This window comes from Pantoea sp. NGS-ED-1003, assembly GCF_000738765.1.
GTDB lineage: Bacteria > Pseudomonadota > Gammaproteobacteria > Enterobacterales > Enterobacteriaceae > Pantoea > Pantoea septica.
Genome location: NZ_JPQA01000008.1, coordinates 240,427 through 253,395 on the forward strand (window position 1 = coordinate 240,427; position 12,969 = coordinate 253,395).

12 protein-coding genes are annotated in these 12,969 nt (G+C 59.8%); 5 read left to right on the forward strand and 7 right to left on the reverse strand.

Annotation, left to right across the window (positions count from 1 at the left end):
* Positions 1-7: 7 nt before the first annotated feature.
* The 4 genes from dgcA to mntP form a co-directional block, all read right to left on the reverse strand.
* Entirely contained in the window at positions 8-973 is a 966-nt protein-coding gene (dgcA, locus tag JS46_RS17150; RefSeq protein ID WP_033753463.1) for an N-acetyl-D-Glu racemase DgcA, read from the reverse strand.
* A gap of 1 nt (position 974) precedes the next feature.
* Positions 975-1,982 (reverse strand): N-acetyltransferase DgcN, encoded by a 1,008-nt coding sequence (gene dgcN / locus JS46_RS17155; protein WP_033753466.1) that lies wholly within the window; start codon positions 1,980-1,982, stop codon positions 975-977.
* Positions 1,983-2,233: 251 nt separating this feature from the next.
* Positions 2,234-2,311 carry a stress response protein AzuC gene (gene azuC / locus JS46_RS24830; RefSeq protein WP_120457375.1) on the reverse strand — a complete coding sequence of 26 codons (78 nt, stop codon included), beginning with the start codon at positions 2,309-2,311 and terminating at the stop codon, positions 2,234-2,236.
* Between the two features lie 119 nt (positions 2,312-2,430).
* Positions 2,431-3,006, reverse strand: coding sequence for a manganese efflux pump MntP (mntP, locus tag JS46_RS17160; RefSeq protein WP_033753468.1), 576 nt, complete (start codon positions 3,004-3,006; stop codon positions 2,431-2,433).
* Between the two features lie 303 nt (positions 3,007-3,309).
* On the opposite strand from mntP, the gene JS46_RS17165 reads away from it, so the two are divergent.
* From JS46_RS17165 to JS46_RS17175, 3 genes are all read left to right on the forward strand, one after another.
* Positions 3,310-3,552 (forward strand): DUF1158 domain-containing protein, encoded by a 243-nt coding sequence (locus tag JS46_RS17165; RefSeq protein WP_033753469.1) that lies wholly within the window; start codon positions 3,310-3,312, stop codon positions 3,550-3,552.
* A 513-nt stretch (positions 3,553-4,065) separates the two neighbouring features.
* Positions 4,066-5,682, forward strand: a complete 1,617-nt coding sequence (gene mqo / locus JS46_RS17170) for a malate dehydrogenase (quinone) (protein ID WP_033753470.1) — start codon at positions 4,066-4,068, stop codon at positions 5,680-5,682.
* Positions 5,683-5,884: 202 nt separating this feature from the next.
* Positions 5,885-8,269, forward strand: coding sequence for a phosphoketolase (locus JS46_RS17175; protein WP_033753471.1), 2,385 nt, complete (start codon positions 5,885-5,887; stop codon positions 8,267-8,269).
* Here JS46_RS17175 and JS46_RS17180 read toward each other — a convergent pair.
* Positions 8,266-8,847: a LysE family translocator gene (locus JS46_RS17180; protein ID WP_033753472.1), complete on the reverse strand. Its 582-nt coding sequence runs from the start codon at positions 8,845-8,847 to the stop codon at positions 8,266-8,268. The two genes, JS46_RS17175 and JS46_RS17180, sit on opposite strands and share 4 nt — an antisense overlap.
* Positions 8,848-8,982: 135 nt before the next feature.
* Here JS46_RS17180 and JS46_RS17185 point away from each other — a divergent pair, with 135 nt between their 5' ends.
* Positions 8,983-10,470, forward strand: a complete 1,488-nt coding sequence (locus JS46_RS17185) for a PLP-dependent aminotransferase family protein (RefSeq protein ID WP_033753473.1) — start codon at positions 8,983-8,985, stop codon at positions 10,468-10,470.
* On the opposite strand, the gene JS46_RS17190 is transcribed toward JS46_RS17185, so the two are convergent.
* Positions 10,437-11,060, reverse strand: a complete 624-nt coding sequence (locus JS46_RS17190) for a glutathione S-transferase family protein (RefSeq protein ID WP_033753474.1) — start codon at positions 11,058-11,060, stop codon at positions 10,437-10,439. The two genes, JS46_RS17185 and JS46_RS17190, sit on opposite strands and share 34 nt — an antisense overlap.
* Positions 11,061-11,158: 98 nt before the next feature.
* On the opposite strand from JS46_RS17190, the gene JS46_RS17195 reads away from it, so the two are divergent.
* Positions 11,159-12,007 (forward strand): PhzF family phenazine biosynthesis protein, encoded by an 849-nt coding sequence (locus tag JS46_RS17195; protein WP_033753477.1) that lies wholly within the window; start codon positions 11,159-11,161, stop codon positions 12,005-12,007.
* Between the two features lie 94 nt (positions 12,008-12,101).
* Here the strand turns inward: JS46_RS17195 and JS46_RS17200 are convergent, their stop codons facing one another.
* Positions 12,102-12,860 carry an SDR family NAD(P)-dependent oxidoreductase gene (locus JS46_RS17200; protein ID WP_033753481.1) on the reverse strand — a complete coding sequence of 253 codons (759 nt, stop codon included), beginning with the start codon at positions 12,858-12,860 and terminating at the stop codon, positions 12,102-12,104.
* Positions 12,861-12,969: the final 109 nt, after the last annotated feature.

Here is a 12,969-nt window from a genome sequence, read left to right on the forward strand (position 1 = left end):
TATGCGTTTACAGCCAGATGCGGCCTTGTGAATAGGAGAGGAAAGGCGAACTGTCCGCCGCCAGCCAGATGGGGCCATCCAGATCGACATGCTCTGCCTGCGGCGTGACCAGCAGCGCCGCTTCCATCGCCAGCGAAGAACCGAGCATGCAGCCCACCATCAGCCGCATGCCCTGCTTTTTCGCCTCGTCGACCATCGCCAGCGCCTCCGTCAGGCCGCCGCATTTATCGAGCTTGATGTTGATCATCTCGTAGCGATCGCGCAGCGCGGCGATATCGCTGCGCGTGTGGCAGCTTTCGTCAGCGCAAAGCGGGATGGGATGGGCGATATGCTGCAAGACGGCATCTGCGCCCGCCGGCAACGGCTGTTCGATCATTGCGATGCGATAAGGCAGCAGCGCGGCAAACAGCGGCGGCAGATCCAGCCCGCTCCAGGCTTCGTTGGCGTCGACGATCAAAATAGCGTCAGGCGCGACGGCGCGGATAGCCGCGACTTTTTCCACAATCGCTTCGCGGTCGAGCTTGATCTTGAGGAGCAGCGCGCCGCGTGACACCGCGTCCTGCGCCGCATCAGCCATCTTCTCTACGCTGTCGAGACTGAGGGTTTCAGCGGTGACGACTGACGGCGGCGCGCTCAGCGCGGCCTGCTGCCATAACGTCTTTTTCGCCCGTGCGGCGTCCAGCCGCCACAGGGCGCAATCGAGCGCGTTACGCGCCGCCCCTGCGTTGAGTTCCGTTTGCAGCGCCTGGCGGCTGAGACCCGCTTCGATCGCCTCTTTCATCGCGTTAAGCTGGGCGTGGACGCTCTCGACGGACTCGTTGTAACGCGGCGTCGGCGTGCATTCGCCGTGACCGATAAAGCCGTCCTGCTCCAGAGTGACGCGGATCACCGCCACGGCGGTGCGGGTGCCGCGCGCGATGGCGAAAGGCCGCGCCAGCGGCAGCGTGAGGAGTTCAGTCAGCATGCGGCGCATCTTAGCCTCGCTCTTTTAACAGCGTAGCGATCGCATCAATGCCGAAACGCACCGGATCCGTCGCCGGCACGCCGAAGGTTTCGCTGAGCTGCGTGCAATAGTCGCGCGCTTCTTCTTCGCTGAAGTTAGAGGTATTAATCGCGAAACCGGCCAGCTGCGGGTTGTCGCTGGTGACCTGCGCCGCGCGCAGATTGGCTTCCACACAGTCCGCCAGCCCCACCATCGGCTGATGGGGCAAATGACGCATATGAGGACGCCCCATCTCATGGCACATCACCAGCCAGTGCGGCTGCGCGCCGTGGATTAACCCCATGCTGACGCCTGCATAGGAGGGATGAAACAGCGAGCCCTGTCCTTCGACGATATCCCAGTGATCGTCGTCGTTGGCTGGCGATAACGCCTCCGCGGCGCCGGCGATAAAATCGGCGATGACGGCGTCGATAGCGATACCTTCGCCAGCAACCAGGATGCCGGTCTGGCCGGTGGCGCGAAAGTCCGCCTTCATGCCCTGCGCGCGCATCGCGGCTTCCAGCGCCAGCGACGTGTACATTTTGCCGACCGAGCAGTCGGTTCCGACGGTTAACACCCGTTTTCCGCTGCGCTTTTTGCCGCTGCCGACATTAAGTTTCGGCCGCATATGACGGATATCGAACAGTTCGACGCCGTGCGTCTCCGCCAGCGCCACCAGCTCTGGCTCGTCTGCCAGACGATGATGCAGGCCGCTCGCCACGTTCATGCCTGCTTTGATGGCGGCGATAACGCTTTCCAGCCAGTGCTGAGGCAGATAGCCGCCCGCGTTAGCGGTGCCAAGCACCAGCGTTTTCGCGCCGCGCGCCCTGGCCGTAGCGATGTCCAGCTCTTCAAGGCCAAGGGAAACGGTACAGCCCGGCAAACGAATTTCGCCAACGCACTGTTCGGGCCGCCATACCTGAATGCCGCGCGCGGTTTTAGCAGCCAGCGGATCGGTGACGTCGCCGAGAAATAGCAGATAGGGTTGCGGGATAAGCATGATGCGTTCTCTTTCAGACAGGGTTGAGGGTCTGAAACGAACTATTTCACGCCAGGGAAAGCGGGACGAATGCTTGTTTAGCTGCTGGCTATAACCTGCGGCTATAGCTAAAAGCTGCGCTTATGATAGCGACTGAATTGACGCTTTATAGAGGAAAAGAGGCGTAGAGAGAGAAAGAAAAAGCTATGGCTTGAGGGCATCACGGCACGCTGGCTGCCGTGATTGCCTGAGACGGTATAAAGCGTAAATAATTAGTACATCGCGCCTGGCGGGACATATTTGAAGGTTTCGACATAAGCGCGGAAAACATATTTCACTAAGCGTTTCATAGAGTACCTGATTCAAAATTTGTTGAAGAAATGCAGCGAAAGTATAACTTCCGTGCATTTTTCAGGCAATAAATTTTGAACCAGATCACAAAAACAACACTAATTCGCCAGGAGCAACCTCAGGAGAAGAGGTTGAGATGCTGAATGAGGATGGTGCAGCCAATCGAAATCAGCACCACGCCGCCAAGCACTTCCGCCCATTTGCCCAGCACCGGTCCGACTAAACGTCCCACCAGCACGCCGGTAGTCGCCATGATGGTGGTCGCCATGCCGATGGTCAGCGCGGTGGCGATAATATTGACCTGCAGGAAAGCCAGCCCCACCCCGACCGCCATGGCATCCAGGCTGGTCGCGACCGCCGTGGCCGCCAGCACCATAAAGCCGTGACGCTGCGGCGCTTCACACGGCTCTGCCGCCGCCGTCTGGCGAAAACCTTCCATCATCATGCGCCCGCCGAGAAACGACAGCAGGAAAAAGGCGACCCAGTGATCCCAGGCCATGACATAGCGGCTGGCGGCAAGACCGGCAGCCCAGCCGATCAGCGGCGTCAGAGCTTCAATCGCGCCAAAAATCAGGCCGGTGCGCAGCGCCTCTTTGAATCCGGGACGATGCAGCGCCGCGCCTTTGCTCAGCGCAGCGGCAAAGGCGTCCATCGACATACCGAAGGCAAGGATCAGAGTTGCGATAAAAGTCATAATGGCTAGTGTCAGGGTAAAATGCGTTCAGACGCCCGCTTTTTGCCGCAATAAAGGTTCAGTCTGGTAAAAGTGCGCGCAGTCTACCACGCATCATGCCTGATAAAAAGACAAGAAAATCATGGGTTTAAGTATAGCAAAGGCTATAACTTTTATCGTTCGCTATCTTTTGCCGCTAAGTTAATGGTACTTAAGCCTTTTCTTAAGGCTTAATGCGCCGTTCAGGCAGGCGGCCGCTGCGGGGATTGAACCCTGGCGGAGATTGCCGGAAAATGGCCGCGCTGATTAATGCGGAACCTGCTAATGAAAAACCCTTTTGAATCTCTGATTATCCCCGGCGGCATCTTGCTGCTCGGCTTTCTCTCTGCGCTGCTGCTGCCCGCGCCCAATTTTGGTCTGACGATGGCCAGAAGCCTGACTCAGCGCCTGCACCTGCAGGATATCAACCAGCTCTACACCCTGATCTTCTGCGTCTGGTTCCTGCTGTTGGGCGTAGTGGAGTTCTATGCGATCCGTTTTATCTATCGCCGCTGGTTTCGCTCATGATGCCGTGCCCGCCGCTGCGGCTATTGCCCTGGCGCGGGCAGACAGGAATCACAAAAATGTAACATTACTTTTACAGAATCGGCTGAAAAGCACTTCGTCGTGAAAAATTCTTTATCGATCTTTTTTAGAATAATCTTTTAAAATCATATCTTTATAAAATAAGGCGATTTCCGCCTCTCTCCATGCCATGCACTGCTTTCGTGCATTTACGCAACATTATGTTCGGTTAACCCGCTGAGTTTTCGGTAAAAAATCCCTTATGCCCGCCGGCCCGAGATGATTAATTCTTATGCTGAATCATTTCTGCATTTAAAAAATAAACAAATGTTTAATTCAGAGGCGAGAATGTTATATTCAATAGACAAAGCATAACGTGCAGTTAACCTGCATCCCGCTTAAACGAACCTGTGTCTTAACCTTTGAGAAATAGCGCAACGCGCTCCCCAGAAGCGCGACTATTTCGCCTGCGAACCTGTTGAGCATCAGGTCAACAGAGAGAGGAGATGTCGCCTCATGAGCAAAACAGCTGTAAACCTTACGCTCGCATCGAGCGCCGTTGGCATGGAAAAACCGCAAATGTCCGAGCGTAAAGACGTTGATGTGCTGCTGATCGGCGCAGGCGTCATGAGCGCGACGCTGGGCGCCTGGCTACAGGATCTGGAGCCGGACTGGACCATTGAAATGGTCGAGCGTCTCGAGAGCGTGGCGGAAGAGTCCTCTAACGGCTGGAATAACGCCGGGACCGGCCATGCCGCGCTGGCGGAGCTGAACTATACGCCGTTAAAGGCGGATGGCAGCATCGACATCAGCAAAGCGCTAACCATTAACGAATCCTTCCAGGTTTCCCGTCAGTTCCTGGCCTGGCAGGTTCAGAAGGGCCGCCTGCACTCGCCCGAACGCTTTATCAACAGTACGCCGCACATGAGTTTTGTCTGGGGCGAAGAGAACGTGGCTTTCCTGCGTAAGCGCTATCAGGCGCTGCAGAAAAGCACGCTGTTCCGCGGCATGGCCTACTCCGAAGATCCGCAGCAGATTGCCGAGTGGATCCCGCTGGTGATGAAAGGACGCGATCGCCGTCAGAAAGTCGCGGCGACCTGGACGGAGATGGGCACAGACGTCAATTTTGGCGAAGTAACGCGTCAGCTGATCGCCTCGCTGGAGAAGCATCATGGTTTCCGCCTGCGCCTGCGTCAGGAAGTGCGCGATCTGAAGCGCCTGAGCGACGGCCGCTGGCAGGTGACGCTGCATTCGCTGGCCACGGGCGAGAGCCGCGTGTTAACGGCGAAAAACGTCTTTATCGGCGCGGGCGGCGCGGCGCTGCCTCTGCTGCAGAAGAGCGGCATTCCGGAAGTCAGCGGCTACGCCGGTTTCCCGGTCGGCGGCTCCTTCCTGGTAACCGAGAACCCGGACGTGGTACGCCAGCATATGGCGAAAGTCTACGGCAAAGCCTCTGTCGGCGCGCCGCCGATGTCGGTGCCACACGTCGACACGCGCGTGCTGGACGGCAAAAGAGTGCTGCTGTTCGGCCCGTTCGCCACCTTCTCTACCAAGTTTCTGAAGCAGGGTTCGCTGCTCGATATGTTCGGTTCGATGAACAGCGGCAACCTGCTGCCGATGATGAATGTCGGACTGAAGAATTTCGATCTGGTGAAATATCTGGTTGATCAGGTGCTGCAGAGCGATGCCGATCGCATGGAAGCGCTGCGCACCTATGTGCCGGATGCGCATCCCGACGACTGGCGTCTGGTGACCGCCGGCCAGCGTGTGCAGATCATTAAAAAAGATGCCAAAGAAGGTGGCGTGCTGCGGCTCGGCACCGAAGTGGTCGCCTCGGAAGATGGCTCGATTTCCGCCCTGCTCGGCGCCTCGCCGGGCGCGTCGACCGCCGCGCCGATTATGCTGGAGCTGATGGCGAAAGCCTGGCCGGAGCAGATGGCGTCGACGGAATGGCAGAACCGCATTCGCGCAGTGGTGCCCACCTGGGGCCGCAAGCTTAACGGCGACGTGACGCTGACGGAGAAAGTGCTGGCGGATACCAGCCGCGTACTGAAACTCGCCTACGCGCCGCCGGTGACGCCGAACGCCGCGAACGACGAAGCACGCGAGACCGCGCACGTTGTCGGCAAGTAATACGGTTTTGCTGATAAAAGCCCCGCTTATGCGGGGCTTTTTTGTTTTTAGCCGCGATACCTGAGCGGGAAGTGTAAACCGATCGCCAGGAGGCGAATACGGCATTCCTGCCAGCCCGTCGCCTGGTCGAGTTGCGCATTCTCTATTAGGGTTAATGAAACGCTTTTTTCCAGTCACCTTTCGCTAACCAGGAGAATGCCCGATGTCACAATCGACCGCTGCCAGTGAGTTACGCCTGCTGGATCGCTACTGGCGCGCCGCCAACTACCTTTCCGTCGGGCAGATTTACCTGATGGCGAACCCGCTGCTGCGCGAACCTCTTCAGCCGGAACATATCAAGCCTCGCCTGCTGGGACACTGGGGCACCACGCCCGGCCTCAACTTTATCTACGCGCATCTCAACCGCATTATCCGCCAGCGCGACCTGAATATGATCTATATCTGCGGCCCCGGCCACGGCGGGCCCGGCATGGTGGCCAATACCTGGCTGGAAGGCAGCTACAGCGAAATTTATCCGCACGTCAGCCAGGACGCCGAAGGCATGCAGCGCCTGTTCAAGCAGTTCTCGTTTCCCGGCGGCATTCCAAGCCACGCCGCGCCGGAAACGCCAGGATCGATTAACGAAGGCGGCGAACTCGGCTATTCGCTGTCGCACGCCTTTGGCGCCGCCTTCGATAATCCGGATCTCATCGTGCCCTGCGTTATTGGCGACGGCGAGGCGGAAACCGGCCCGCTGGCGTCGAGCTGGCACGGCATTAAGTTTCTCAATCCCCAGCGCGACGGCGCCGTGCTGCCAATTCTGCATCTTAACGGCTACAAGATCGCTAACCCGACTATCCTGGGGCGCGCCAGCGACGACGATCTGCAGCAGCTGTTCCGCGGTTACGGCTACGAGCCGCTGTTCGTTAGCGGACACGAGCCAGAGAAGATGCACCAGCAGATGGCGGACACGCTGGAGCACGCCTTTGATCGAATCGCCGCTTACCAGCAGGCGGCGCGCGCAGGCGGTGAGCAGGAAGGCATTCCGCGCTGGCCGATGATTATTATGCGTAGCCCTAAAGGCTGGACCGGCCCGCAGGAGGTTGACGGCAAAAAGGTAGAAGATTTCTGGCGCGCTCATCAGGTGCCGGTAGCCGCCTGTCGTGAAGATGCGGGACATCGCCAGATTCTGGAGCAGTGGCTGCGCAGCTATCAGCCGGAGGATCTGTTCGACGAACAGGGTCGGCTGAAGCCGGAGCTGCGCGCGCTGGCGCCGCAGGGCGACAAACGCATGGGCGCGTCGCCCTACGCCAATGGCGGTCTGCTGCGCCGCGAGCTGAATACCCCTGATATCCGCGAATTCGCCTTTGACGTAAAAGAACCCGGCTCGCAGCTGGCGCAGGCTACCGAACAGTTTGGCCGCTATCTGGCGGAGATTTTCGCGCGCAACCAGCATAATTTCCGCCTGTTCGGTCCCGATGAAACCGCCTCGAACCGCCTGACGCCGGTATTCGACGTCACCAGCCGCACCTGGCTAGAGCCGGTGAAGCCCTACGACGAGCAGCTGGCGCGCGACGGCCGCGTGATGGAAATCCTCAGCGAACATCAGTGCCAGGGCTGGCTCGAAGGCTATCTGCTGACCGGCCGTCACGGCCTGTTCAACTGCTACGAAGCCTTTATCCATATCGTCGACTCGATGTTCAATCAGCACGCCAAGTGGCTGAAAGTGACGCGCAAGCTCGGCTGGCGCAAGCCGGTCTCTTCGCTGAACTATCTGCTCTCTTCGCACGTCTGGCGCCAGGATCACAACGGCTACAGCCATCAGGATCCCGGCTTTATGGATCACGTCGCCAATAAAAAAGCGGATATCGTCCGCATCTATCTGCCGCCGGACGCCAATACGCTGCTGTGGGTCGGCGATCACTGCCTGCGCACCTGGGACCGCATCAACGTCATAGTGGCGGGCAAGCAGCCGTCGGCGCAGTGGCTGGATATGGAGAGCGCCATCGCGCACTGTGAGGCAGGCATGGGCGAATGGCGCTGGGCGGGCACCACGCCGCAGGGCGAAGAGCCGGACGTAGTAATGGCGTGCGCTGGCGACGTGCCGACGCTGGAGACGCTGGCGGCGGTGGATCTGCTGCGCGGCTATCTGCCCGACCTGCGGATTCGCGTGGTGAACGTGGTCGATCTGATGGCGCTGCAAACGCAGGATCAACATCCGCACGGCAAAAGCGAGGAGGAGTTCGACGCGCTGTTCACGCTCGACAAGCCGGTGATCTTCGCCTTCCACGGCTACCCGGCGCTGGTGCATCGTCTCGCCTATCAGCGCAACAACCATCGTAATTTCCACGTTCGCGGCTTTAACGAAGAGGGCACCACCACCACGCCTTTCGATATGACGGTGCTGAACGAACTGGACCGCTATCATCTGGCGCAGGAGGCGATCCTGCGCGTGCCTGGCCTGGCGGACCGCCATCCGGAACTGCTGGACGATTTGCAGGAGCGCATCGCCGAGCACCATCGCTACGTGCGTGAATATGGCGAGGATGTGCCGGAAGTGCGCGGCTGGAAATGGCCGTCGGAAACCGGCGCCGGCGCGCCCGATTAACGCAGGGCGTCCGCCAGCATCCATAACGTCGTGGCGACCAGCGACAGCGCCATGACGCCGTTGAAGAGACGACGCTTCCACGGCGTTTGCAGATGCAGGCCCAGCCGATCGCCCAGTGCTGCCCAGATTAAAATGCAGGGCAGGTTGACCAGCGCGAAGCCGAGCATCACCGGCAACAGCCCGCTCTGCGCGCTCCACAGCAGCGCCACGTTGGTCGCCATCAGCCAGGCTTTGGGATTGACCGCCTGAAAGCCGACGGCGCCGGCGACGGTCATCGGCTGCGCCTTTTCCCGGTGGGTCGGCGCGCCTGCCCGCCAGAGTTTCCACGACAGCCAGAGCAGATAGGCGCAGCCTGCCAGCGTCAGCGGCAGCCGGACGGCGCTCATCCAGCTCAGCAGCCACTCCAGCGCCAGCACCGCCAGCGCGTTTTGCAGCAGACAGCCCAGCAGTATGCCGGAGATCATCGGCAGCGTGCGCCGCAGACCGAAATTGACGCCGGAGGTCGCCAGCAGCAGGTTATTGGGGCCAGGGGTGATGGACATCACGGTAACGTAGCTGAAAAAAGAGGGATCGAGCATGGCGGCGTTCTCGTTTAATAAACAGAACCCTATGCTAGGGTGGGGAAAGGATTGGTAACAGAGACACAAAATCACTATTGTCATGGTTACAGTTTGCAATTTTAACTATTGTACCCATGACTCGCGGAGGTTTTTGTGTCCCTTACTCCTTCAGCCGATCAGCCGCTCTATTACCAGCTTGCCGATAGCTTCGCCGAGGCGATCCATCAGGGCACGCTAAAGCCCGGCAAGCGCCTGCCTGCTATTCGCCGCGTGGCGCAGACCCATCAGGTCAGTATCAATACGGTGCTCAATGCCTGGCAGCTGCTGGAGGATCGCGGCCTTATCGAGGCGCGTCCGCAGTCAGGCTACTATGTGCGCAGCGTGCTGCCCGCCCTGACGCAGCCTGTTCCGCATCGCGCCCGCATCAAAGACCCGAGCAGCGAAAAGCTCGATCTCATCGATCAGGTGTTCGCGGCGCAGAACCATCCCGATTACGTCAATATTTCGCTGGCCTGCCCGCAGGACGGCGAGCTTTATCCGTCGGCGCGTCTCGCGCGCATTACCGCCTCGCTGCTGCGACGCAATCCCGATTTAATCGGCCGCTATGCGCTTCCGCCTGGTAGTGAGCGCTTACGGGAGGAGATTGCGCGCCGCGCGCTGCATGCGGGCATGTCGCTGACCAGCGACGCGATCACCCTGACCCACGGCTGTATGGAGGCGCTGCAGCTGGCGCTGCGCGCCGTGACGCAGCCAGGTGACTGCGTCGGGCTGGAGTCGCCGACCTACTTTTTCCTCTTTCCGCTGCTGGCGTCGCTGGGGCTGAAGGCGCTGGAGATCCCGACCGACCCGCAGCACGGCCTTTCGCTCGACGCGCTGGAGATGCTGCTGCAGGAGAAGCGCATCCAGGCGCTGATCGCCATGCCGAGCGCGCAGAATCCGCTGGGCTGTTGCATGTCGCGCCAGAACAAGCAGCGCCTGGCAAAGTTGGTGAATACTTACAACGTTCCTCTGCTGGAAGACGGTCTCTATGACGAGCTGCAGTTCGACTGGCCGCTCTCGCCCACCGTGAAGTCGTTCGATTCAGCAGGCTGGGTGATTTACTGCACCAGCTTTACCAAGACGGTGGCGCCGGACTTTCGCATCGGCTGGATCGCCGCCGGCCGCTTCCATGAGGCGATTGCGCGCCTGAAGGCGGTCTCCTCTATGGCGGAATCCCGGCTGCTGTCGGAGACGCTGGCGGAATTTCTCGCCAACGGCGGCTACGATCATCATCTGCGCACGCTGCGCCGCCGCTACGCCGCCAATATGGATGAGGCGCGCGGCCTGATCGCCCGCTATTTTCCGCAGGGGACGCGCGCCACGCTGCCGCGCGGCGGGTTTGTTTTTTGGGTCGAACTGCCGGAACAGGTGGATACGGTGGCGATGTTCCATCGGCTGCTGCAAGAGCAGATCTGCGTGACGCCGGGCGCGCTCTATTCGCTGAGCGAACGCTACAATCACGCGCTGCGTCTCTCCTGCTGCTATCCCTTTGACGAGCGCTATAGCTGGGCCCTGAAACGCACCGGCGCGATCGCCTGCGAGCTGGCGGGCCTGGCGCCCGGGCTCGATCAGGGTTTGCCGTTGCGGCCCCAGACCGTGTAGGGATGGCGCTCGGTCAGGCGTTCGTAGTAGTTACGCACCGCTGGCAGGCTGGGATGATCCAGCGGGGTTTCATACCAGCGGTTGACCGCCAGCCCGACGCCGATATCCGCCAGGGTGAAGTTACGGCCCGCCACATAGCGTCCGGTTTTCTCCAGCTGCTGGTTGAGGATGCCCATGGTGTGCGCCCAGCCTTTGCAGGCCGCCGCCAGCAGACGCGGATCCTGATGCGCCGGCGAGTTGCGCACCAGTGACATAAAAGCGTAGCGCCAGGAGGTATTGAGTTCGGTGGACTGCCAGTCCATCCACTGATCGACCGGCGCGCGGGCGCGCGGGTTTTGCGGATAGAGCCAGTCGCCTTCATAGGCGTTGGCCAGATAGCGCAGGATGGCGTTCGACTCCCACAGCACGAAGTCGTCGTCGATCAATACCGGAATCAAGGCGTTAGGATTAAGGGCGAGAAATTCCGGCTTCCGCAGCGAGTCTGGCTCGGCGCCCCACTCTTCGCGTTCGAAGTCGAGATCCAGTTCGTCGCAGAGCCAGAGCACTTTACGCACGTTGATTGACGAGTCGCGCCCAAGAATTTTCAGCATAACGGTCTCCTGCAGGAATTGTTAACATATTGATAACCCTGTCAGGCCATAAACGCAAATGTCGGGCGTGGAAATGCCCTGTTGAGAAAGGAGTAATAATGAACGTCGCGTTTAAACAAGTAGATGTCTTTACCTCGTCCGCGTTTAACGGCAATCCGCTGGCGGTGATTATGGATGCGCAGGGCCTGAGTGATGAGCAGCTCCAGACCATCGCCCGCTGGACGAATTTGTCTGAGACCACGTTCGTGCTGCCGCCGCAGCATCCCGAAGCTGACTATCGCGTGCGCATCTTTACCGTCGAAGGCGAGCTGCCGTTTGCCGGGCATCCGACGCTGGGCACGGCGCATGCGCTGCTGGAGGCGGGCTGGCCGACGAAAAATCCCGGCAGGATGGTGCAGGAGTGCGGCGTCGGCAACGTGACGGTCAGCATCGACGCCGAGGGTTCGCTGGCGTTTGCTGCGCCAGAGGCGACCATCACGCCCTTCACCGACGCGCTGATGGGCAATGCGCTTAACAGCGAAAAGTTCAACACCACGCAAACGCCCGCCGTAGTCGATATGGGTATCCGCTGGCTGCTGATCCCGATGATTAGCGCCGAAGCGGTACTGGCGATTCAGCCCGCCGTCAGCGATCTGCAGCGCCTGATCGCCCACGCGGGCGCTACCGGCGTGATGCCGTTCGGTCCGCTGCCGCACGGCGAGAGCGAGCAGTATGAAGTGCGCGGCCTGCTGGTGGAAAACGGCAGCCTGACGGAAGATCCCATTACCGGCAGCGCCAACGCCTGCCTGGCGCGCTATTTTGCCGCGCAGGGCCAGATGCGTGATTACCGCACCCGTCAGGGCACGGCGATCCAGCGCCAGGGGCGCGTATCAGTGCGCTACGACGGCGACCAGATCTGGATCGGCGGCAAGACCGTCACGGTGATTGACGGCACCATCAGGCTGTAGCCATAACGCTGCCGGGCAAGTGACATGAACCTGTCGCAACGTCCAGGGCGTCTCTGCTCGCCCGGCGCAGAGACGCATTTCATTCCTGAACGGTTTATAACGCCTGGCCGCCCGACGCCTCGATGCGCTGCGCCGTGATCCAGCCGGTTTCCTCGCTGAGGATTGCGCAGATGGCGTCGCCGATATCGTCCGGCTGTCCGACGCGCCCCAGCGCGGTAAGCGCCGCGATAGTGTCGTTAATCTCTTTGTTGTCACGCACGCGCCCGCCGCCGAAGTCGGTCTCGATGGCGCCTGGCGCCAGGATATTGACGCGAATGCGGCGTTCCCCCAGCTCTTTCGCCTGATACCGCGTCAGCACCTCCATCGCGCCTTTGACGGAGGCGTAAGTCGCCGAGCCGGGATAGGTCATGCGCGTCAGGCCGCTGGAGATATTTAAAATGCGCCCGCCGTCGTTAATCAGCGGCAGCAGTTTCTGCGTCAGGAAATAGGGGCCTTTGAAGTGAACGTTAACCAGCGCGTCGAACTCCTCCTCTGTGGTCTCGCTAAATGGCTTATAGTGACCATGTCCGGCGTTGTTGATTAAATAATCAAAGCGCTCGCGCTGCCATACTGTTTCCAGCGTCTGTTTGACCTGCGCGACAAAGCCGCTGAACTGGCTGCTGTCGCCGACATCCAGCCGCAGCGCGGCTGCGCGGCCGCCCAGCGCCTCAATGGCTTTTACCACCGCCTGCGCCTCTTCATCATGGCTGCGGTAAGTAAAAAGGATATCAACGTCCTTTGCGGCCAGTTTTAACGCCGCATTTTTGCCTAAACCGCGGTTGGCGCCCGTAATCAGTGCGATTTTATTACTCATGTTTCGATCCTGTTGCAAAATTGAACACCAAATCAGGATATTCCCCAATAATTAATCTATAAATGCCTGGGAATACGCAGCACTGTTTCGTTTACAACAACAATCGGTG